Source organism: Sphingomonas sp. ATCC 31555 (assembly GCF_000282895.1).
Lineage (GTDB): Bacteria > Pseudomonadota > Alphaproteobacteria > Sphingomonadales > Sphingomonadaceae > Sphingomonas.
Map to the genome: position 1 here is coordinate 15,047 of NZ_ALBQ01000013.1, position 21,664 is coordinate 36,710.

Below are 21,664 nucleotides of genomic sequence, written 5' to 3' on the forward strand. Positions count from 1 at the left end.
GACGGCGGGGGGACAGGCGGCTTTCACCCTGTTCTTACTCGGCCGGCTGAAGCTGCGGATGCGCATCCCCTGCCCCGCGCCGCCGGGCGAGCCGCGCGCCAAGCGCGCGGCACACCACGTAGAAGGTCGGCGTGAACAGCAGGCCGAAGCCGGTGACGCCCATCATCCCGAAGAACACGGCCGTGCCCAGTGCCTGGCGGAGCTCCGCACCCGCCCCGCTCGCGATCAGCAGCGGCACCGCGCCGAGGATGAAGGCGAAGCTGGTCATCAGGATCGGCCGCAACCGGTCCTGCGCCGCGCGCACCGCGGCTTCCACCGGCGAGAGGCCGTCGCGGACTTCCGCCTGGTGGGCGAACTCGACCACGAGGATCGCGTTCTTGGCGGCGAGCGCGATCAGCACGACCAGCCCGATCTGCGTCAGCACATTGTTGTCCATGCCGCGCAGGTTCACGCCCGCCATGGCCGCCAAAAGGCACATCGGCACGATCAGGATGATCGCCAGCGGCAGCGTCAGGCTCTCATATTGCGCTGCCAGCACCAGGAAGACGAACAGCACCGCCAGCGCAAACACCAGGCCTGCCGTACTCCCCGCCATCTTCTGCTGATAGGCGATGCCGGTCCACTCGCCTGCATAGCCGGCGGGCAGCTCTGCGGCGAGCTTCTCCATCGCGTCGAGCGAGGCGCCCGAGCTGTAGCCGGGGGCAGTATCGCCATCGACTTCCACCGCCGGGAACAGATTGTAGCGCGTGACGCGGTACGGCCCGGTCTTGTTCTCGAAGGTCGCGACCGATCCGATCGGCACCATCGCGCCGCTGTCCGATCGCGTCTTCAGATTGGCGATGTCCGCCTCGGTCGCCCGGAAGGGCGCGTCGGCCTGCGCCGTCACGCGATAGGTGCGCCCGAGCATGTTGAAGTCGTTGACGAAAGCCGAACCCAGATAGACGCTCAACGCTTCGAACACCCGTTCCGGCGGCACACCCAGCATCTCGGCCTTGCGGCGATCGATATCGGCGAACACGCGCGGGGTGGCGGTGTTGAAGAAGGTATAGACCTGAGTGAGGCCCGGCGTCTGGTTCGCCTGGCCGATCAGGCCGAGGGCGGTCTGGCCCAGTGCGCCATAGCCATGCTCGGCACGGTCCTGCACCATCAGGCGATAGCCGCCGGCCGAACCGATTCCCTGGATGAGCGGCGGCGGCACCACCAGAAGCATTGCCTCGTTTATGTCGGCAGTGCGCTTGCGCGCCTCGGCCATGATGCCCTGAATGTTAACGCCGAGCTTCTGGCGCTCTTCGAAGCTCTGCAGCGGCACATAGGCGGCGGCGCTGTTCGGCGCGAGCGTCTGCGACGGGCCGTCAAAGCCCGCGAGCATCACCGATCCCTTAACGCCCGGGATCGGCAGGATGCGCGCAACGACCTTACGCATCACTTCATCGGTGCGCTCGAGCGACGAGCCCGGCGGCAGCTGGATGACGGTAAGGAAATAGCCCTGGTCCTGTGCCGGGATGAACCCAACCGGTGTCACCCAGAAAGTCGCTACGGTGGCTGCGATGAGACCCGCATAGACGATCATCATCCGAACCGGCCGCACCACCAGCTTGTGAGTAAGGCGGGCATAGCCGTTGCTCATCCGCTCGAACCCGCGGTTGAAGCCGTTGGCGGCTCGGCCGAACAGGCGCCCGATCCTGCCCTTCGCCTCGCCCTCATGCTGCGTGAGCAGCAGCGCGGCGAGCGCCGGCGAGAGCGTGAGCGACACGAGCAGCGAGATGGCGGTAGCGACCGAGATCGTAACCGCGAACTGCTTGTAGAAGGCGCCGGACAGACCGTTGAGGAACAGGGTCGGAAGGAACACCGCCAGCAGCACCAGCACGATCGCGACCAGCGCGCCCGACACTTCATCCATCGAGGTGCGCGCGGCCTGGAGCGGCGTCATGCCTTGGCTCAAGTTGCGCTCGACATTCTCAACCACGACGATCGCGTCGTCGACGACGATGCCGATGGCGAGCACCAGCCCGAACAGCGACAGGTTGTTGAGCGAATAGCCGAGCGGGAGGAGCACCGCCATGGTGCCGATCAGCGAGACCGGGATCGCCACCACCGGGATGATCGCCGCCCGCCACTTCTGAAGGAAAACGATCACGACCAGGACGACGAGAATCACCGCTTCGCCGAGGGTATGGTACACCGCGTCGATCGACTGGGCGATGAACTCGGTGGGGTTGTAGATCACGCGATATTCGAGGCCTTTGGGGAAGGTCTTCGAAATCGCCTCCATCTCCGCTTCGATGCGCTGCGCTGCGGCGAGCGCGTTCGAGCCTGGGCGCTGGAAGGCGGCCAGGATCACGGTTGGCTTGTTCGAGAGATACGTGTTGGAGGAATAGTCGGCGGCACCGAGCTCGACGCGCGCGACGTCGCTTACCCGCACCTGGCGGCCCTCGCCATCGGTGCGGATGACGACGCGGCCAAATTCGGCCGGAGTCTTCAGGCGGCCCTGCGTCTCGACGTTGAGCTGGAAGGCGTTGCCGCTCGGATTCGAGCCAGGCTGGCCCAGCGAGCCCGCCGCTACCTGGATGTTCTGCCCGCGCAGCGCCTGGACGATGTCGCCCGCGGTGAGGTTCAGCGCGGCGGCACGACCGGGATCGATCCACACCCGCATCGCATAGTCGCGCGCGCCGAACATGCGCACGTCGCCCACGCCCTCGAGCCGCGCAAGGCGGTCCTTCACCTGGGTGAGCGCATAGTTAGAAATGTAATCGCGGTCGATCGAGTTATCCGGCGATATCAGGTTGACGACCATCAGGAAGTCAGGGCTGGTCTTGCGCGTGACGACACCCAGGCGCTGCACTTCCTCGGGCAGGCGCGGGATTGCGACCGCGACGCGGTTCTGCACCAGCACCTGCGCGGCATCCAGGTTGGTGCCGGACTTGAAGGTGACGGTGATGGTCACATTGCCGTCGCCGGTCGATTGCGACGACTGGTAAAGCATGTCGTCCACGCCGTTGATTTCCTGCTCGATCGGCGCGGCGACGGTTTCCGCCACGGTTTCGGCCGAGGCGCCAGGATAGCTGGCCGTCACCGTAACGGTGGGCGGCACGATATCCGGATATTGCGAGACGGGCAGCGCGAAATAAGCGATGCCGCCCATGATCGTGATGAGGATCGCGATCACCGCCGCGAAGATCGGGCGGGTGATGAAGAAGCGTGAGAGGCGCATGGCCTTCTCCTTTTGCGAGCGGACGCGCGAACCCGCGCCCACGTGCGATCACGCGGGCGGGGCGCACGGAAAACTACCTGCCGCCGGGTTGTAGGGGTGGACCCCGGCGGCAGTTCGGTCAGCGGGCGAAGGTTGCCTGGCCCGTGACCGGAGCGGATACGATTGGCGCGTCAGGTGTGGCGGCGGGCGCGATGGTGCCGGCGCGCGGCTGCACCTTGCCGCCGGGCTGCGCCATCTGCGTGCCGGCGATCACCACCTTGTCCTGGCGAGCCAGTCCGGAGCGGACGATGCGCAGCCCGTCGACGACGGGGCCGAGCACCACCGGTTTGGGCACCACCGTGCCGTCAGCGTTGACGGTCAGTACCAGCTTTCGTGCCTGATCGGTCTGGATCGCGGCATCGGGCACGAGCAGCGCCTGCACCTTGCCGCCGGCGGCCAGGCGCATGTTGCCGAACATACCAGGCGTCAGGAACAGATCAGGGTTGGGAAGCACGGCACGGCCGCGGATCGTGCCGGAACGGGGGTCAAGCCCGTTGTCGGTAAAGTCGATATGCCCCTTCCAGCGATACGCGCCTTCATCCTGCAGCCGGATCTCGACCGGATTTGCCGCCGATCCTGCCGCGCGCTTGGCCTTCAGGAACAGCGCCTCGGAACCGTCAAAGGTGAAATAGATCGGATCGAGCGCATTGATCGTTGTGAGGAGCGTACCCCCCTGCCCTTCGCCGGCAGCGACCAGATTGCCCGGATCGATCCGGCGATCGGAGATGCGACCCGCAATCGGCGCACGCACCTGGGTAAATTCCACGTCGAGCGCGCGGGCTCGGACGCGTGCCTCCGCCGCGGCGACAGCTGCCGTGGAGGCGCGGACCCGCGCCTGCAGCCGCTCGACATCGCTCTTCGATACCGCTTCGACACTCACCAGGCGCTGGGCGCGGTCCAGGTCGGAGCGGGCAAGCGCCAGATCGCTCTGCGCGCTCGCAAGTCCCGCCCTGGCCTCGGCCAGCGCGGCGGTGAACGGACGCGGATCGATGGTAAAGAGGAGCTGGCCCTGCTTCACCACGGCGCCGTCCTTGAAATGAATCGCCGTGACGGCACCCGAGACACGCGGCCGCACTTCGACGCTGCGGCTCGCCTCGAAGCGGCCGACATATTCGTCCCATTCGTTCACTTCGCGCGCCAGCGGACTGGCGACGGTGACGACGGGTGCCGAGGGTGCGGCGATGGCGGGCGCCTGCCGTCCGCTCAGGGCGAAACCGGCCGCGACTGCGCCAACTGGTACGACGACCAGCGCCGCCTTCTGCCAGGTCCGCAGGCGTCTGGGTGCCCCACGCACCCCCGTTTCGCCCTCAATGGGCGTATGCATGTTCATGATGATTCCCCTGATTCAGGGCCGCGCGGCCGCGGCCGATGCTGGTGAGCAGCGTTTCCAGCTGGCCGGGCGTGTAGCCCGCCTCGTGGAAGCGCTGGATTTCGGACTGGGGCACGCGGAAGCCGCGGTGCCAGGCGATCACGGCGATGCGCCGCAGCGCCTCCAGCTTGGGATCGGCAAGCCGCGGATTGCCCCGATCGCCGCCGAACAGGATGCCGAGTGCGATCGAAAGGCGGCCCGGCGCCTCCAGTGACGACAGCCGGTCGCGCTGGGCGATGGCGACCACCTGCCATTCGAGCGCGCTCAGCCGGGTTTCCTCGCGCGGCATGAGCAGCTGGGGCAGCGCGGCGGCATTGCCGGCCATGTCGGTCAGATCGAGATATGCCATGATGCTTCTCCCTCGGTTGCGCCGGCCGCGAGCAAGGCTCCGCCCTTCCCGCCGACCCTAAGGGGCGCGGGTGCCGACATGGTGTTGCCTGGACGCGCAGGGGCGATCGCGGCGAAAGGATCGCCCCGTCCGGTTGCGCGAAAGTGCCGGAGCGCCCGGCCGAAAGCCGGCGCCGCCGTTACGTGCTAATGAAATATGGGAGCCTAGGGCTCACCCCGATTGATGCGTGCAAAGCTGGCGCATGACCGCTTCTCCGTCGCGAGCCCCGCGCCCCTATGGCTGCGACCCGACTTCTATACTCATTGGTATATAAATCGCGCTGCGCTGCGTCAACCGCCTTTTTATACCGGCCGGTATTTTTTGCAAAAGATTTTGTTTAGTCTTCGTTATTCTGCAGGTTCTCGGGTCGGCCACATTGTCAGGCTGGTCTGCACCAGGCGCTCCAGATCGGCGCAACTCGCGCCAGAACCGCCCTGAAGCGCGATGCCCTGCACCAGTGCGATCACATAAGAGGTCAGCCCCTCCGGATCGGCATGGGGCGGCAGATCGCCTTCCTGACGAGCCCGCTCGAATCGCGCGGTGATTGCTTGCTTGGCCGATTCGCCGCGTTTCAGCACTTCCTCGCGAATCGATTCGGCCTCGACCCCGCAGGCGACCGAATTGATCACTCCCATGCAGCCGCGGGGATCGCCGGGGTCGCGCTGACGTTCCAGCGCCCCGCGCAGCAATGCTTCCGCTACCCCGCGCGCCGTCGGCGCTTCAAGCGCACGGCCGATATAGCAGAGCTTTTCGCGCTCATAGAGATCCAGCGTTTTGCAGAACAAGGATTCCTTGTTTCCGAACGCGGCGTAGAGACTGGGGCGGGTGATGCCCATCGCCTCGGTGAGATCGGTCAGGGACGCACCTTCATACCCCTTGCTCCAGAATACGCGGAGCGCGGCTGTCAACGCCTGATCGACGTCGAACTCCCGGGGGCGGCCCTTGGACGCGGCACAGGTTGGAATTTTCATAACGACCGGTACATAAGCCTGTCGTGAGGGAATTGCCAGCCCTTGCGCAGCTGAAACTGGATCCATTCGCCGCGAACCGAGAAGCCGAACGGTGCGACGGCCGGGCTGCCCCGGCCGTGCCCGGCGCTCACCAGATTCGCACGCGTTCCGAGGGAGCCAGATATTGCTTCTGGTCCGGATCGATCTTCCACGCCGCATACCAGGCATCGACGTTGCGCAGCGGATTCACCGCCCGCACCTGCCCGGGCGAATGCGGATCGCTCACCAGCTGCTGGCGCAGCGCCTCGGTCCGGAACAACGTGCGCCATACCTGGCCCCAACCGAGGAAGAAGCGCTGGTCACCGGTGAAGCCGTCGATCACCCGCGCCTGCTTGCCGCCCAGCGAGGCGTGATAGGCATCGAGCGCGATCAGCACACCGCCGAGATCGCCGATATTCTCGCCCATTGATGCACGCCCGTTGATGTGCACGCCGGGCAATCCTTCAAACGTATAGGCTTCGTACTGTGCGCCGAGGCGCACCGCCTGTGCCTCGAACTTGGCAGCATCCTCGGCGGTCCACCAGTCGCGCAGCACGCCGTTTCCGTCGGACTTGCGGCCCTGATCGTCGAAGCCGTGGCTGATCTCGTGCCCGATCACCCCCCCGATGCCCCCATAGTTGATCGCATCATCGGCCTTGGGATCGAAGAACGGCGGCTGCAGGATCGCGGCGGGGAAAACGATCTCGTTCTTCACCGAGTTGTAATAGGCGTTGACCGTCTGCGGCGTCATGCCCCACTCGGCTTTGTCGACCGGCCCGCCCAGCCGATTGCGGCGATAGTCCCATTCGAACTTGCCCGCCCTTTCGGCATTGCCGACGACATCACCCGGCCGCACTTCCAGCGCGCTATAGTCACGCCACTTGCTGGGGTAGCCGACCTTGACGTTGAAGCCCTGCAGCTTGGCCAGCGCCTGCTCCTTGGTTGCCGGGCTCATCCAGGCAAGGTTGCGGATGCGGCCGGCCAACGCGACGCGCAGGTTTGCGACCAGCACATCCATCTTCGCCTTGCTCTCCGGCGGAAAGTAAAGCGCGACATAGTCGCGACCAATGCCTTCGCCGATCGCGCGTTCGGTGAACGCCACGCCCCGTTTCCAGCGCTCGCGCTGCTGCGGCTGACCATTCAGGAAACGCGAGCGGAAATCGAACTGCGCATCGGCGAACCGCTTCGACAGCAGCGGCGCCATATCGTCAGCGGTGCGGAAGGCCTCCCATGCCTTCAGCGTCTCCAGATCGGTATCGGCGAAAACCTGGGCGATCTTCGGCACTGCGCTGTTCTGCGCGACGATCACGCGGTCCGCCTTGTCGAGACCGGCGGCCTGCCAGAACGGATCCCAGGCGAAGCCGGGTGCTTGCGCTTTCAACTCGGCCAAGCTGACGGGGTTGTAGGTCTTGTCGCGATCGCGACTTTGGGCACGTGTCCAGTGCGCCTGCGCGATGCGGGTTTCCATTGCCACCAGCTTGGCCGCGGCTGCCTCCGCATCGGGCCAGCCGGCCATGCCGAGCAGCTGCGCGGCATATTGCTGGTAACGCTCCAGCTGCGGGCGATACCTGGCATCCAGATACAGCTCGCGGTCGCCGAGACCGAGGCCGGACTGGCGCAGGTACAGTGCGTAAACATCGGGCTGCTTGGCATCGTCGCTCACACCGGGCCCGAAGAAGCTGGCGCCGAACCCGCCCATCGTCGAGCCCATCAGCCGCGCGATGTCCGCCTTGCTGCCCGCCGCCTGGATCGGGCGGAGCCGTTCGAGTAGCGGCTGGGCATCCGCCTTCTCGATCGCCGCTTCGTCCATGAACCCGCCATAGAGCAAGGCAGCCTTGCGCCGGTCCGGATGGGCGGTGTCGTCGGCGCTGTAGCCCGAGATCAGGCTGCGCAGCCGCGCCTCCGAAAGGTCGCGCAGCACCGCAAAGGCGCCATAGGAGGAGCGATCGGCGGGAATCATCGTCTTGGCCGCCCAGCTGCCGTTGACGAAGCGGAACCAGTCGTCGCCCGGCTTCACGCTGCGGTCCATGCCGGCAATGTCGAAGCCCCAGCTGCCGTAGCTGGCGGCCTGCACGCTGACCGTGCTGGCCTGTTCCGGTCCGCGGCTGAATGCGGGGACGGCCGCCACTGCGGCGGCCAGCGTGGTGACGAGAAGGATGTGCTTAAGTTTCAAAGAGAGTCTCCGGATCAATCGGTTAGGCGGTAGACTACACGCCCCGCCGCGGCTGGCAATCGGCGCCATGGCCTATCGGCGGCAGCCTGCGACCAGGGTGGCGGCCGATGCCGCGCTGCTGACGGCGGTGACGACGGCTTCGGATCTCCCGTCGACGCGTCCCGTGAAAGTTGCGGCGCTGCTGCAACAGGCCAACATGGCCGCCAAGCGGGGCGATCTCGCCACGGCGCAGGCCATGTTCCAGAAGACCGGGCTCACCAGCCGCCAATGCGCCTTTTTGGGGCTAAAACCAGCAATGCGCAGTTCGGGCAATGTCAACGCCGCTTATCCCACAGAAGCGTTGGCGATGGGCTTCGAAGGCTGGCTGCGGTCCGAATTCGACGTCTCGACCGACGGCAAGACAATCAAACCGCACATCGTCGTCGCCTATCCCGCTTTCGTGTTCGACGATGCAGGGATGAAAATGAGCCACGGCTTCCGCTTCGCCGCCAGCTATCGCCCGGAGGACGGCGTGGCTTGTACAGCCAGCCAGCAGTCGGTGATCTTTCGATCGTCGCTATACGCGCGGTGATCCTTTTACCACAGCACGCCGCGTGAATCCGGCTTCAGCGGTTCGGGTGGAGCGTCGCCGATCGCCTGGAGCAGGTCGATCTCGATCGTCCGGCACATCGAACACAGCGGCAGGTCGTGCACGGCATTGGCGAAGGGATCGACCAGATCGTCGCCAATCGCCAGCACCGCGAGGAACATCAGCCCGGCCAACGTAGAACCCAGCGGCGTCGCAACGCCCAGCGTTTCGACTAGGCCGATCGGCAGCAAGACGCAGAACAGGTGCGTGAACACGGTCGGCACGAAACGATATTGCACTGGCAACGGCGTGTTCTTGAGCCGCTCCATGCCGCCTTGCGCATTGGCGATGTCGATCAGCACGCTTTCCATCGATGCCTGCTGGATGGTGTCGATCCAGCCATTGGACCGGGCAATCTCGATCCGGCGCCCGGTGCCGTCGACAATGCCGTTGGCGATATTGACCCGGGCTAGCGCGAAATCCGCCTCCCCGCGCGAGAGGAAGCGCAGCACCTCGTCGTCAGCAGGCTGGCGGCGCAGCTGACAGCGCAGCGCGTTCACATAGGCGATCTGGCGTAGCACGATAGTGCGCTTTAGGTCGCGCCCGCCGTCATCGGGCAGATAGTTGCGCGCCTGACGCGCCAGGTTACGGCTGGCGTTGATCATCAGCCCCCACAGGCTGCGCCCCTCCCACCAGCGCTGATAGGCGGAGTTGCTGCGAAAGCCGAGGAACAGCGCCAGCACCGATCCGAACAGCGTCAGTGGCAGCGACGGCGCGCGGAACGGCACGGTGAAATAGGTGACGGTGACGATCACGTCCCAGACGAACAGAAGCGCAAGCGGCTTCCAGATCTCGGTGATGACCTGCTTCAGGCGGGGTGCGGGTGTAACGATCATGGCAGGTCATTACGCGCCAGTCGCAGATCGGCTCCCCGTCAGGATCGATCGCCTGCCGCGTCCGCAACGCTGGACGCGGCATGCGACATCGCCGCCGCCGTGCCGCTGGCCGGGCGCAGATGGAACCATTCCGGCCGGTCGATCGCGATCAGAAAGGCCAGTGTTCCCAGGCCGAACAGCAGCAGCGCGACCGAGCTTCGCAGGCGCTCCAGAACGGTGCGATCATCGTCGTTTCCCATGGCGACCTCGTCTCCTCTTTGCGTCAGGAAGACTATAGGATCACCGTGCAAATCGCTGATTTACAGCAAGTAACGTTTCTTTGCGCGCTGCAGCATTCACGATGCGATGCACCATAAGTGCGATCAATGCCCGTCCTGGCCGACCCCAGCGATCAGAAAAGGCGAGTGAGCAGATAAAACAATGCGCCAACGGCAGCGGAAGCGGGGATGGTAATCACCCAGGCAGTAATCACATTGCCGGCCACGCCCCAGCGCACCGCCGATGCTCGCCGCGCGGTGCCCGCCCCGATCACCGCCCCCGTGATGGTGTGGGTGGTCGAAACCGGAATGCCCAGCCATGATGCCGTGAACAGCACGATTGATCCGGCCATCGACGCGCTGAACCCCTGGTGCTGCGACAGCTTGGTGATCCGCGACCCCATTGTCTCGATGATCTTCCAGCCGCCCGAGAGCGTGCCCAGCGCGATCGCGACGTAGCAGGAAATCGCCACCCAGTGCGGCACGACGAATTCCCCCCGCAGATAGCCGGTGGAATAGAGCAGCACCGTAATGATCCCCATCGTCTTCTGCGCATCGTTGAGGCCATGGCTCAACGAATAGGCGCCCGAGGAGACGAGGTGCAGCGCGCGAAAGCTACGTTCGGCGGTGCGCGACGTGGCGCGCATGAAGAGCCAGCTGGTCAGCAGCATCACTAGCATCGCCAGGATCATGCCGATGGTGGGGGAGAGCACGATCGCGATCAGCGTCTTGTTCAGCCCGGTCCATTTCACGCCGGTGAGGCCCGCATGGGCCACGCCCGACCCGATCATACCCCCAACCAGCGCATGGCTGGAGGACGAAGGAATGCCCTTCATCCAGGTAACGACGTTCCAGAACATCGCACCCACCAGCGCGCCGAACACCACCGCGGGCGTCACCAGATTCTTGTCGATCAGCCCCTGCCCGATGGTGTCGGCTACTTTGTGGAGGCTGGGGAAGGTTATCGTCAAGAAATAGGCTGCGAAGTTGAACACCGCGGCGAAGGCGACGGCGTGCACCGGCTTCAACAGCCGCGTGGCCACCACCGTGGCGATCGAGTTGGCGGCATCGTGCAGGCCGTTCAGGAAATCAAAGGCGAGCGCGACCAGGATGAGCGCGATCAGCAGCGGGAGAGCGAGTTCGTGCATGGTCGCCGCGGATCAGGCGTGGTCGATCACGATGCCGTCGATCTCGTTCGCGACATCCTCGAACGCGTCGACGATCCGCTCGAGATGCTTGTACACCTCGCGCTGGACGGAGAATTCGAGCGTCTTGGTCGGCCCCAGCTGCATGAAGGCGCGCTTCAGCCCGTCGCGGTGGATCTCGTCGGCATGGCTTTCGATTCGCACCAGCCGTTCGGTCAGCTCGTGCAGCCGCTTGCCGTTGCGGCCGACGTCGCGCAGCAGCGGCATCGCTTCGCCCACCAGCCGCGCGGCATCGACGATGATCGCCACCATGTCCTTCATTTCCTGCTCGAAGCTGGTGACTTCGTACAGGTCGATCGCCTGCACCGCCGCCTGCATTTCGTCGATCGCATCGTCCATCGATCCGATCAGCGAGGTGATCGCACCGCGATCGAACGGCGTCAGGAAGGTTTCGCGCACCGTGCGCAGCAGTTCGCGGATGATTTCATCGGCGTCGTGCTCGCGCTCGATCACCTCGCGGATATGGTCGCGGCTGCCGTCCTGCATCAGCCGGGCCAGCGCGTCGGCGCCGGCGGCCACCGTCAGCGCATGCGCTTCGAACAGTTCGAAGAAATTGCCCGTCTTCGGCAGAAGCCGCTGGAACCAAGCGAACATGGACCTCACTCTTGATGTGTCGGCAACGGCAGCGAGAATGCCGGTGCGTTGGGTTGCAGCCTTGAATTCGGATAGGCCGAAGGACCGGATCAGATCGCGCAGGTCCGGCTCGTCGACGGCCTGGGCGGCGTCGGTCAGGCTGAACCAGCGCCGCTCGCGCTGCGACTGCTCCTTCCACGCGGGAAGCTCGGTGCTGACGGAGAGCGGAAACACGTCGACGTCGATCATCAGCGCCGCGCCGTTGCGCCGCCGCTTGCGATAGCGATAGGAGCCCAGCGGTGTCGGGCAGACGAGCCCCTGCACGCCGGCTTCCTCCTTCGCCTCCAGCTCGGCGGCCTGATGCGCCGGCATGTTCTGCATCGGATTGCCCTTGGGAATCACCCAGCGCCCGCTGTCACGCGAGGTGACGAGCAGGATGCGCACGGGCGCATCGATCCCGGTGCCTTCGGTGCGGTACGGCAGGGCGGCAATCTGGCGAATGGAGCGGCTCCTGGGGCGGGGGTGCGGAAAGGGCAATGTTTCGCATCGGAACGGCAAAAACTTGCGCCCGGGCGGCGCGGGGCTAGTGTCAGAATTATGCCGTCAGTCAAGCGTCCGCCACGCGTTATAGCGCATGGCGGCAAGCACGAAAGCCCGATCATCCTGTCTTTCCCGTTCCCGTCGGCGCTCCTGCTGGCTCTGGTCACGCTTCTGTTCGCTGCGCCGGCGCGGGCGCAGCAGGAAGATCAGCAGCTGTGGCTGCAGCTCAACGCCACCACGCCGCTGAGCGAGGACGTGCGCTTCACCGTCGAGCAGATCGCCCGATTCGGCGATCGTCCGGGCGGCCTGTACCAGACCGAGTTCGGCGGGCTGCTCAGCGTGCGGCTCGTCGGGAATCTGGAGCTGGGCATGGGCTTCCGGCAGGTCGGCACCCATAACAACAATACCGCCGCCGACGAGGAACGCGTCCGCCAGCAGCTGACCGGATCGTTGGGGCGCTTCGCCTTCCGCCTGCGCGTGGACGAGCGCTTCGATCCGCGCGGGCCGGAAATCGGATTCCGCCTGCGCCCGCTGCTGCGTTACAACCACCCGGTCGGCGGGCGCGGCGTGGCGCTGTTCGCCAGCCATGAGAGCTTCTACCTGCCCAACAGCACGGAATGGGGCCAGCGGCGCGGCTATGAGCGGATGCGCAACATCGCCGGGCTGGCCGTGCCGATCGGCAAGATCGTGCGTGCCGAGATCGGCTATCTGAACCAGTTCCGCCTCGCCCGCGGCACGGCGCGCGCGCAGATGGACCATGCCCTTTCGATCCAGCTGACGCTCACCCGCATGCTGCGCCGACGCTGATCGCTCAGGCGGACAGCAGCCGTCGTTCGAGCAGCGCCTGGAAATCGCGGCGGCCATCGGCGATCAGCAGCACGAAGACATGGTCGACGATCACCCGGTAGAGCAGCCGATAGGGCGGCGCGACCAGCTGGCGAAAGTCGCGGATGCCGATCGCGTCCAATTCGGCCGGCACGCTGCCGCGATCGGGGAAGGATTCGAGGCTCTCCACCTTGGCCAGCATCGCCTCCAGAAACGCATCGGCCTGTTCGGGCGAGCGATGCGCGGCGATCCAGCCATGGATATCGGCCAGATCGGCTTCGGCGCCGGCGGTGAGGAATACCGTGTAGCCGCCGCTCATTCCGCGGTGGCGCCCTTGCCCTTCCCGGCGCGTAGCCGTGCGATGGCCTCGCGCGCCGGCGTGACCCGACCCGCTTCCACGTCGCGCGTGCCGAGCGCGAGCAGCTTGAGCAGCGCCAGCGTCTCCTGCGTCGCCTGATAGCTGGCGACATCCTGCAGCACCGCGCGCGCCTCGCCATTCTGGGTGATGACCAGCGGCGCGCCGCCCTCCGCCAGCCCGCGCAGTACGTCTGCGGCATGGGCCTTGAGATAGCTGACCGGCTTCACTTGCTCGCTGTAGCGCATGCGCTCTCCGCAGGACTGATAACGGACCGAATATAGTCCGCTGCTGTTCCGACGACAAGCCACGCCGGCTGTTGCAGCCGGAAGTAGCAAACCTTGCCGATTTGAAGCAAATGCGGCATATGCTGCGCAACACTCATTCAATCGCCGGGACGAAATCAGCTATGCATTCAGACATCGAGCGGATCGGCGAACTGGCGGACGCCGGCGAACGAATGATCGAACGGCTGCGTCGCAAGGCCTTCCTACCCGAAAGCCGCAAGGGCCTCCATGTCCGTTTCGGCATCGCCGAGGCGGCGCAGCTGCTCGGCTGCTCCACCAATCGCATCCGCATGGCGGAAGACGATGGCCGCCTGCCCCCGCCCCCGCCGAGCGAAAATGGCCGGCGGCCGGGCTATACGGTGGAGGAGCTGCTCAACATGCGCCGCGTGCTGGGCGCCTCCCCTGCCCGCGCCCCCCTCGACGTGCCGGCGATCATCGCGGTGCAGAACTTCAAGGGCGGCGTCGGCAAATCCACCGTCACCACCCATCTCGCCCATTATTTCGCGGTGCAGGGCTATCGCGTGCTCGTCGTCGATTGCGACAGCCAGGCGACGACGACGACGCTGTTCGGCTTCAATCCGCATTTCAACATCACCCGCGAAGAGACGCTATATCCCTATCTCTCGATCGATCCCACCCAGGCCGACCTGCTCTATGCAGTGAAGAAGACGCCCTGGCCGAATGTCGATCTGATCCCCTCCAACCTGGAACTGTTCGACGTCGAATATGAACTGGCCGCGGCCGGTGCCGATGGCGGATCGATCCTCGCCACGCGGTTTCGCAAGCTGAAGGCGGGCCTGAGCGACCTCGCGCGCGACTATGACGTGGTGATCCTCGATCCCCCGCCCGCGCTGGGCACGATCAGCCTGGCGGTGATGCAGGCGGCGAACGCATTGCTGGTGCCGCTGGCCGCGACGACGCCGGATTTCTGCTCCACCGTCCAGTTTCTGTCGATGATGGACCAGGTGCTGCACCAGCTCACCGAAGCCGGCATCGAGGTGCAATATGATTTCGTGCGGCTGATCTGTTCGAAGTTCGACGGCAACGATCCCAGCCACGCGATGGTGCGCCAGATCATGGAGCAGGCGTTTGGCCCCGCCCTGCTGCCGGTGCCGATCCTGGAATCGGCCGAGATCAGCCATGCGGCGATGCGGATGATGACGATCTACGAACTCGATCGCCCGATCGGCACGGCGCGCACGCACAAGCGCTGCAAGGCCAATCTGGACGAGGCATTGGGCCAGGTAGAGGCGCTGGTGCGCCGCAACTGGGGCCGCGTCGCGCCGGCCAGCGAAGAGGATGTCGTCAATGAAGCGGCTTGACATTTCCGCTTTCCTACAGGGCGATGTTCTGCTTACGTTCTGCGGGAGGGGGTGAGTCGTGGCACGGACGCAAAAGGATTATCTTGCCGATCTGCTGGCCGATGAAGTCGCGGCGGAAGCGCCCGTGCCGGCCGAGCCCGTGGTGGAGGCCAAGGCTGCGCCAACACCGGCACCCGCCGATCCCGCGCCGCGGCTGCAGCGATCGCGCGGCACCACGCTGCTGGGCCGCGAATCGGCATTGGCGCGCGTCGCTTCGGGCGAGGTGCGGCAGGTCACCCAGCTGCTGCTCGATCCCGCGCGGGTCCGCATCTGGCCGGGCAATGCCCGCGTCTATGCCGATCTGACGGAAGAGAATGTCCGCGAGCTGATCGATTCGATCGTCGCGGAGAACGGCCAGAAGGTGCCGGCGGTGGTCCGCCGCGTCGACGGCGACCCCGACCACGACTATGAAGTGATCGCCGGCACGCGGCGCCACTTCGCCATTTCCTGGCTGCGCGCGCACAGCTATCCGGACATGGTGTTCGTGGCGCAGGTCGCGCAGCTCGACGACGAGGCTGCCTTTCGCCTCGCCGACCTGGAGAACCGCGCCCGCAAGGACGTGTCCGATCTTGAGCGGGCGCGCAACTATGCCGACGCGCTCAAGGCGCATTACGGCAACCACCTGACGCGGATGGCCGAGCGGCTGAAGCTTTCCAAGGGCTGGCTGTCGAAGATGATCAAGGTCGCCGGCATTCCCGATGCGATCCTCGCCGCCTTTGCCTCGCCGGCCGACGTGCAGCTGAAGCCCGCCTATCCGCTGGCGCAGGCGCTGGACGACAAGACCGCGGCCCGGGCCATCCATGCCGAGGCCCGCACGCTCGCCCGCGAACAGGCGGAACGACGCGCGGCAGGGCTCGTGGCGATCGGCGCGGCCGACGTGATCCGCCGATTGATGGCCGCGCCCAGCGGGGCCGCGGCGCAGGGGCCGATCTGTTCGTTCGCGGTCAACGGCCGAGCGGCGCTCAGCGTGCTGTCCGCCAATCGCCAGGGCGTCACCATCCGCCTCCATGCGGGCTCCGGCGCCGATGCCGAACAGCTCGCCCAAGCCTTGCGCGACGCCCTCGAGCAACTCGAACGCGACGGCCGAGGCCTACAACGGTGACGGTGTTTCCCCGGGGAAACACCTCCAGATCCTCGCCGGCACGGGGCGGGGGACCGCGCGACAAGGCCGCGTGGTGGAAGAAGGCCGGGACACGGAACGCCTCCACCGTCCGCCCCCTTTACCCTTTCGCGGCTTTTCCACGCCCTCCCTTTCTACCTAGGGGAGGGGCAGCAGCGCATACGTGCCTCTCCCCTTGTGGGAGATCGATAGGGCCCGCTGCCGCAAGCATTGGGAAGGGTGCGCGGAACTCGGGAACCTCCCACCTCCTTCACGCAGCCGCCCCCGTTTCCCCGGGGAAACGCCCCTGCCCTCTCCTTGCCACCGAGACCGCATGACCCAGGCCGAACGCCCCGCCCCGCCCGACCAGTTCGACCTGTTCCTCCCCTATCTGGCGGACATGCCGCTGCGCGATCAGCGCGAGATGATGGAGCGGCCGTTCTTCAGCCTCGCCAAGTCCAAGCGGGTGAAGCCGATCGATTATAAGAGCCCCGACGGCAAGCTGTGGGTCCATGTCTCCGCCAACCCCGATTACGGCATGGCGACGATCTGGGATGCCGATATCCTGATCTATTGCGCGAGCGTGCTGGCCGACATGGCGCGGCGGGGGCGCAACGACATTCCGCGCAAGCTCCACCTGATGCCGTACGATCTGCTCCGCGCGATCGGGCGGCCGACCACCGGCCGGGCCTATGAGCTGCTCGGCCAGTCGCTCGATCGGCTGGTGGCGACGACGATCAAGACCAACATCCGCGCCGAGAACCGCCGCGAGGCGACGTTCAGCTGGCTCGACGGCTGGACCCAGTTGGTCGACGAGAAGACCGAGCGATCGCGCGGGATGACGATCGAGCTGTCCAGCTGGTTCTACGAAGGCGTGCTGATGACCGGCGGCGTGCTGTCGATCGACCGCGCCTATTTCGACCTCACCGGCGGGCGCGAGCGCTGGCTCTACAAGGTCGCGCGCAAGCATGCCGGCGGCGCGGGCGAGGCGGGGTTCGCCATTTCGATGCCGACGCTGTTCGAAAAGTCGGGCGCGGAGGGCCAGTATCGCCGCTTCAAGTTCGAGATCGCCAAGATCGCCGAACGCGACGAGCTGCCCGGCTATACGCTGTCGCTGGAAACCGCCGCGGGCAAGCGCGAGCCCAGCCTGCGGATGCGGCGCCGCGCGGAGGGCGAGCAGCGCGCCCCCCTGCCCCGCCCGGCCGCTCGCGCGACGCCCGCCGCCGCAGCGACCGCGCCCGAGGATGCTCCAGCGGAGGGCGCGACACTGTCTGCGGAAGCCCGTGCCCTGCTCCGCCGATCGCTCACCACGCTGGCCAACCGCGCGTCGAGCGGGATGGTGACCGACGCCACGCTGGCGCAGCTGCGTAGCGAATGTCCGGGCTGGGACTATCAGGAACTCCATCGCCAGTTCCGCGACTGGGTGGAGGGCGATCCCGCGAGGACACCCGCCAATTATCAGAACGCGTTCATCGGCTTCGTCCGCCAGTGGCACGCACGCAACAAGCACCAGTTGCGCTGAACCGAGACAGGTCTGCGCGCCCGGTGCGCCGGACAGACCCTCCGCCGCCGATCGATCGCTTGCGCCGTTCCCGAAGTGTCGGGCACCTGCTGCGTCACGCTGTCGAACCGCCGATGAAGGTGTCGCATTTGAACCTGTTCGGCACGATCCTGTCGCGAACTGATTCAAGCGAGGCGATCCGCCGTGCAATCCATGCCGGACATCTCCCGCTTGTACTGGCGTTTCGACACACCAGGAACGGTCTTCGCCCCTTCGGGAACGCCGCTTCGATCCTTCGGGAACGCCACCGCCGATCTTTCGGGAACGTGCACCCGACATTTCAGGAACACCCCAGCCCCCGCGAATCGTGGTTCTCTGCGGGCTCTCCGCACGCCGGCGCGCGCCTAACTCTCTAAAGATTTCTCTTGAACCCTCTTAACCCCTCGGCGAGATTTCATTTTCTGAAGAACAGAGAGAAGGGGAGGGGCTTGCGCGACCCGAGTACATCATCCCGCACGCTGCCGACGCTGCGGCCGCTGACCCGCCGCACGGCCCTGATCGGCGCTCTGCTCGGCTGCGCTTCCCCGGCACTCGCCCGCCGGCCGCGCCTCCTTCACCGCGATCGCTTCGTGAGCGGCATCGCGCAGTGGAAGATCGAGCTCGAGCGGGCCGGCCGCATTACCGCCGCCAACGGCGTGCTCGACATCGACGTACCTGCCGGCGCGACCGTCTGGTTCCGGCCGGTGCTCGAAGGCCCGGTCGCGATTGACTATACCGTGATCCCGGTCGCCGAGGGCGGCGCGAACGACGCGGTGAGCGACGTCAACTGTTTCTGGATGGCGCACGACCCTGCCGCGCCAGCCGGCGATGCCCTGGTAATCCCGCGCAGCGGCGCCTTTGCCGACTATGACCGGCTCGCGACCTATTACGCCGGGATCGGCGGCAATCGGAACAGCAGCTCGCGCTTCCGACGCTACGTCGCCAAGGCCGGCATACGGCCGCTGCTGCCGCAACACGACCTCTCCGCCCCGCGCGACCTTCTCGTGCCGAACCAGCCGCTGCGCATCCGCCTGATCGCCGATGGCCGGCATATCGCGCTCCATCGCGATGGTCGGGCGATGTTCACGCTCGACGATCCCGCCCCCTATCGCCGCGGCCATTTCGGCTTTCGCACCACGCAGAGCCATTTGCGCGTGCTGGACTTCAAGGTCTGGCGTCTATAGCCCAAAAATCACATTGTGGGATGTATGGCCACATATTAAGCTTCCTCAAAGAATCAGATTTTTGGGAGAGCGATCCGCCATGCACCGACACGACAGCACCCGGCGTGCGCTTCTCGGCACCGGCCTGGTGGGGATCGCCACCGTTGCAGCCCCGCTGCCCCGCGCCAGCGCCGCGCCGGCCCCGCCAGCCGCCGATGCCGCCTGGATCGATGGCGTACCGCCCGCCGGCCCCGGCGAGGGCCGGATGTGGGGCCAGGCATGGCCGCAGGGCCGCCTGAAGCGCACTACGCCGCTGCGCCTCGTCGACCAGGAGGGCCGCGCCGTCCCGGTCCAGAGCTGGACCACCGCCACCTGGCCCGACGGCTCGGTGAAATGGACCGCGCACGCCATTCCCGCCAGCCTGCCGCCGACCGGTGGCTACCGCCTCACCCCGGGCCGCCCGGCGACGCCCGCCGCGCCGCTTACCGTTCGCACCCTGCCGGATCGCATCGAGATCGCAAGCGGGGCACTGCGCTGGCAGATCGCCCGCAGCGGACCCGCTTTGCTCGAAGCGCAGGGGGCAGGGGGCGAGACGCTGATCGCTCCCGCCGCACTGATCGGCGAAGTTCGTCTGGGCGGCCCGGAAGCAGCCCGAGTGCCGCTGCAAGGCGTCATCGAGCGCGCCGAGGTTGAACAGGCAGGCCCCGTCCGCGCCGTCGTGCGCGTCGAGGGGCGCCATCGCGGCGGCGGCCGCACGATGCTGCCTTTCACTGTTCGGCTGGAGGCCTTTGCGGGATCGGCCGGGCTGCGGATCGTCCACAGCCTGGTCTATGATGTGGATCCCGACGACGCGTTCGTCTCCGGCCTGGGCATCACCGCGCGCGTGCCGATGCGGGGGGCGCTGCACGACCGACATGTCCGGCTCGCCACCGGGCCCGAGACGCTGTTCGCCGAAGCCGTGCGCCCGCTCACCGGCCTGCGCCGCGATCCGGGCCCCGCCTTTCGCGCCGCGCAGGTGGCGGGCCGCGCCGTGCCGCCGATCGACCAGATGCGCGCACCGGTGCCGGCGCTGCTCGAACGCATTCCCGCCTGGGATGCGTTCCGCCTGACCCAGCACTCCGCCAACGGCTTCACACTGGCCAAGCGGACCGGAGAGGGCGCGGCCTGGATCGAGGCAGGGGAGGGGCATCGTGCGCCTGGCCTGGCCTATATCGGCTCGCCGCAGGGAGGCGCCGCGATCGCCCCGCGCTGGTTCTGGCAACGGCACCCGACCGAGTTGGAAATCGCCGGTGCCGCCACCGATGCTGCCCAGCTCACCGCCTGGCTGTGGTCGCCCCGCGCGCCGGCGATGGACCTGCGCCCCTATCACGGCACGATGGGAATGGAAGGCTATGCCGCCCAGAACGAAGGACTGAATATAACCTATGAGGATTATGAGCCAGGCTGGGACACGCCAACGGGGATCGCCCGCACCAGCGAGCTGATGCTATGGGCGCTGCCCGCCACGCCGCCCTCCGCGCAGCTGGTGGCGATGGCGCAGGCGGCGGCCGAACCGCCCCGGCTGATGGCCGATCCCGCCCAGCTTCATGCCGCAGGCGTATTCGGCGACTGGGGCCTGCCCGATCGCTCCACCCCGATGCGCGCGGCGATCGAGGACCAGCTGGACCGGCTGGTCGATTTCTACGCCGGCGAAGTCGATCGCCGCAGCTGGTATGGCTTCTGGAATCATGGCGACGTGATGCACAGCTATGACGGCGATCGGCACCAGTGGCGCTATGATATCGGCGGCTTCGCCTGGGCGAACAGTGAGCTTTCGCCCGATCTGTGGCTGTGGACGGCGGCGCTGCGCAGCCGCAACGCCCAGGCCTTTCGCCTTGCCGAGGCGATGACCCGGCATACCGGCGAAGTCGATGTCTATCATCTCGGCCGCTTCGCCGGGCTCGGCACCCGCCACGGCGTGCAGCATTGGAGCGACAGTTCGAAGCAGCCGCGCGTCAGCAACGCCGCCTATCGCCGCATCTTCTACTATCTTACCGGCGACGAGCGCACCGGCGATCTGCTGCGCGCGCTGACCACCTCGCACGAGGCGCTGCGCCGCGTGGAGATCGGCCGCAAGGTGCCCGGCGCCAAGCGCGAGGCGCTGCCCGAAGGGGTGATCGAGATGACCTTCGGCACCACCTGGGCGGTGCTGGCCGGCGCCTGGCTGACCGAATGGGAGCGCACCGGCGACGGCAAATGGCGCGACCGGATCGTCGCGGGGATGGACAGCATCGGCCGGCTGCCGCGCGGCTGGCTGACTGGCAGCGCGCCCTATGATCTGGCGAGCGGTCGCTTCCTCGATCGTGGCCCGAAGATCCAGCTGTCGCACCTCAACGCCGTGTTCGGCGCAGTCGAGGTGAATGCCGAGCTGCTTCGCCTGCTCGACGTGCCGCGCTACCGGACAGCGTGGCTCGATTATTGCCGGTGGTATAATGCGCCTCGCCCGGAGTGGCTGGCGAAATGGGGCGAGCCGTTCGGCCCGCGCAACCTGCGCGAAGGGCATTCGCGGCTCACCGCCTATGCCGCGAACGCGACCGGCGACGCCGCACTGGCCGCGCGAGCGGCGGAAGAGTTTCTGTCCGGCGGGGCGGGGCTGGGCCTCGATCCCGCCGATCCGCGCCGGCCGCTGCCGGGGGGCGGGGTGGAATGGCCAGGCATTTCCACCAACGCCGCCTCTCAATGGGGACTGGCGGCGATCCAGAACCTCGCGCTGATCCCGGCGGCGCTCGACACGGCGACGGTGCCACCCCGCCGCGCGCGCGGCGGGGGAGGGGAGTAAGCGCCGCC

18 protein-coding genes are annotated in these 21,664 nt (G+C 66.7%); 7 read left to right on the forward strand and 11 right to left on the reverse strand.

Annotated elements, in window-relative coordinates; all coding sequences use genetic code 11:
- Nucleotides 1-34 precede the first annotated feature (34 nt).
- From B215_RS0106520 to B215_RS0106540, 5 genes are all read right to left on the reverse strand, one after another.
- On the reverse strand, nucleotides 35-3,211 hold the full coding sequence (locus B215_RS0106520) for an efflux RND transporter permease subunit (RefSeq protein WP_026009024.1): 3,177 nt from the start codon (nucleotides 3,209-3,211) through the stop codon (nucleotides 35-37).
- A 118-nt stretch (nucleotides 3,212-3,329) separates the two neighbouring features.
- A complete protein-coding gene (locus tag B215_RS0106525) occupies nucleotides 3,330-4,580 on the reverse strand; it encodes an efflux RND transporter periplasmic adaptor subunit (RefSeq protein WP_026009025.1) in 1,251 nt (416 codons plus the stop codon).
- Nucleotides 4,558-4,968 (reverse strand): hypothetical protein, encoded by a 411-nt coding sequence (locus tag B215_RS0106530; protein WP_019368836.1) that lies wholly within the window; start codon nucleotides 4,966-4,968, stop codon nucleotides 4,558-4,560. The genes B215_RS0106525 and B215_RS0106530 overlap by 23 nt, the downstream gene beginning before the upstream one ends.
- A 386-nt stretch (nucleotides 4,969-5,354) precedes the next feature.
- Entirely contained in the window at nucleotides 5,355-5,978 is a 624-nt protein-coding gene (locus tag B215_RS0106535) for a TetR/AcrR family transcriptional regulator (RefSeq protein ID WP_019368837.1), read from the reverse strand.
- Between the two features lie 127 nt (nucleotides 5,979-6,105).
- Nucleotides 6,106-8,169 (reverse strand): M13 family metallopeptidase, encoded by a 2,064-nt coding sequence (locus B215_RS0106540; RefSeq protein WP_019368838.1) that lies wholly within the window; start codon nucleotides 8,167-8,169, stop codon nucleotides 6,106-6,108.
- A gap of 67 nt (nucleotides 8,170-8,236) precedes the next feature.
- Here B215_RS0106540 and B215_RS0106545 point away from each other — a divergent pair, with 67 nt between their 5' ends.
- Entirely contained in the window at nucleotides 8,237-8,740 is a 504-nt protein-coding gene (locus B215_RS0106545) for an energy transducer TonB (RefSeq protein ID WP_019368839.1), read from the forward strand.
- Nucleotides 8,741-8,745: 5 nt separating this feature from the next.
- Here the strand turns inward: B215_RS0106545 and B215_RS0106550 are convergent, their stop codons facing one another.
- The 4 genes from B215_RS0106550 to B215_RS0106565 form a co-directional block, all read right to left on the reverse strand.
- On the reverse strand, nucleotides 8,746-9,633 hold the full coding sequence (locus B215_RS0106550) for a bestrophin family protein (RefSeq protein WP_019368840.1): 888 nt from the start codon (nucleotides 9,631-9,633) through the stop codon (nucleotides 8,746-8,748).
- Nucleotides 9,634-9,671: 38 nt separating this feature from the next.
- Complete coding sequence (locus B215_RS0106555) at nucleotides 9,672-9,872, reverse strand: hypothetical protein (RefSeq protein ID WP_019368841.1); 201 nt, start codon at nucleotides 9,870-9,872, stop codon at nucleotides 9,672-9,674.
- Between the two features lie 152 nt (nucleotides 9,873-10,024).
- A complete protein-coding gene (locus tag B215_RS0106560; protein ID WP_019368842.1) occupies nucleotides 10,025-11,038 on the reverse strand; it encodes an inorganic phosphate transporter in 1,014 nt (337 codons plus the stop codon).
- Nucleotides 11,039-11,050: 12 nt separating this feature from the next.
- Nucleotides 11,051-12,106, reverse strand: coding sequence for a DUF47 family protein (locus B215_RS0106565; protein WP_037513285.1), 1,056 nt, complete (start codon nucleotides 12,104-12,106; stop codon nucleotides 11,051-11,053).
- A 159-nt stretch (nucleotides 12,107-12,265) separates the two neighbouring features.
- On the opposite strand from B215_RS0106565, the gene B215_RS0106570 reads away from it, so the two are divergent.
- Nucleotides 12,266-13,015, forward strand: a complete 750-nt coding sequence (locus B215_RS0106570; protein WP_019368844.1) for a DUF2490 domain-containing protein — start codon at nucleotides 12,266-12,268, stop codon at nucleotides 13,013-13,015.
- A gap of 4 nt (nucleotides 13,016-13,019) precedes the next feature.
- Here B215_RS0106570 and B215_RS0106575 read toward each other — a convergent pair whose 3' ends face one another.
- The gene (locus tag B215_RS0106575) at nucleotides 13,020-13,352 is read right to left on the reverse strand and encodes a type II toxin-antitoxin system RelE/ParE family toxin (RefSeq protein ID WP_019368845.1); all 333 of its coding nucleotides are present in this window, start codon (nucleotides 13,350-13,352) and stop codon (nucleotides 13,020-13,022) included.
- Nucleotides 13,349-13,636: a type II toxin-antitoxin system Phd/YefM family antitoxin gene (locus B215_RS0106580; RefSeq protein WP_019368846.1), complete on the reverse strand. Its 288-nt coding sequence runs from the start codon at nucleotides 13,634-13,636 to the stop codon at nucleotides 13,349-13,351. The genes B215_RS0106575 and B215_RS0106580 overlap by 4 nt, the downstream gene beginning before the upstream one ends.
- 161 nt (nucleotides 13,637-13,797) lie before the next feature.
- On the opposite strand from B215_RS0106580, the gene B215_RS0106585 reads away from it, so the two are divergent.
- From B215_RS0106585 to B215_RS19645, 5 genes are all read left to right on the forward strand, one after another.
- Nucleotides 13,798-14,997, forward strand: a complete 1,200-nt coding sequence (locus tag B215_RS0106585; RefSeq protein WP_019368847.1) for an AAA family ATPase — start codon at nucleotides 13,798-13,800, stop codon at nucleotides 14,995-14,997.
- A 58-nt stretch (nucleotides 14,998-15,055) separates the two neighbouring features.
- Entirely contained in the window at nucleotides 15,056-16,138 is a 1,083-nt protein-coding gene (locus tag B215_RS0106590; RefSeq protein ID WP_019368848.1) for a ParB/RepB/Spo0J family partition protein, read from the forward strand.
- A 331-nt stretch (nucleotides 16,139-16,469) separates the two neighbouring features.
- On the forward strand, nucleotides 16,470-17,657 hold the full coding sequence (locus B215_RS0106595) for a replication initiator protein A (protein WP_019368849.1): 1,188 nt from the start codon (nucleotides 16,470-16,472) through the stop codon (nucleotides 17,655-17,657).
- Between the two features lie 467 nt (nucleotides 17,658-18,124).
- The gene (locus B215_RS0106600) at nucleotides 18,125-18,859 is read left to right on the forward strand and encodes a DUF6250 domain-containing protein (RefSeq protein ID WP_019368850.1); all 735 of its coding nucleotides are present in this window, start codon (nucleotides 18,125-18,127) and stop codon (nucleotides 18,857-18,859) included.
- A 79-nt stretch (nucleotides 18,860-18,938) separates the two neighbouring features.
- Complete coding sequence (locus tag B215_RS19645; RefSeq protein ID WP_019368851.1) at nucleotides 18,939-21,656, forward strand: exo-rhamnogalacturonan lyase family protein; 2,718 nt, start codon at nucleotides 18,939-18,941, stop codon at nucleotides 21,654-21,656.
- Nucleotides 21,657-21,664 lie beyond the last annotated feature (8 nt).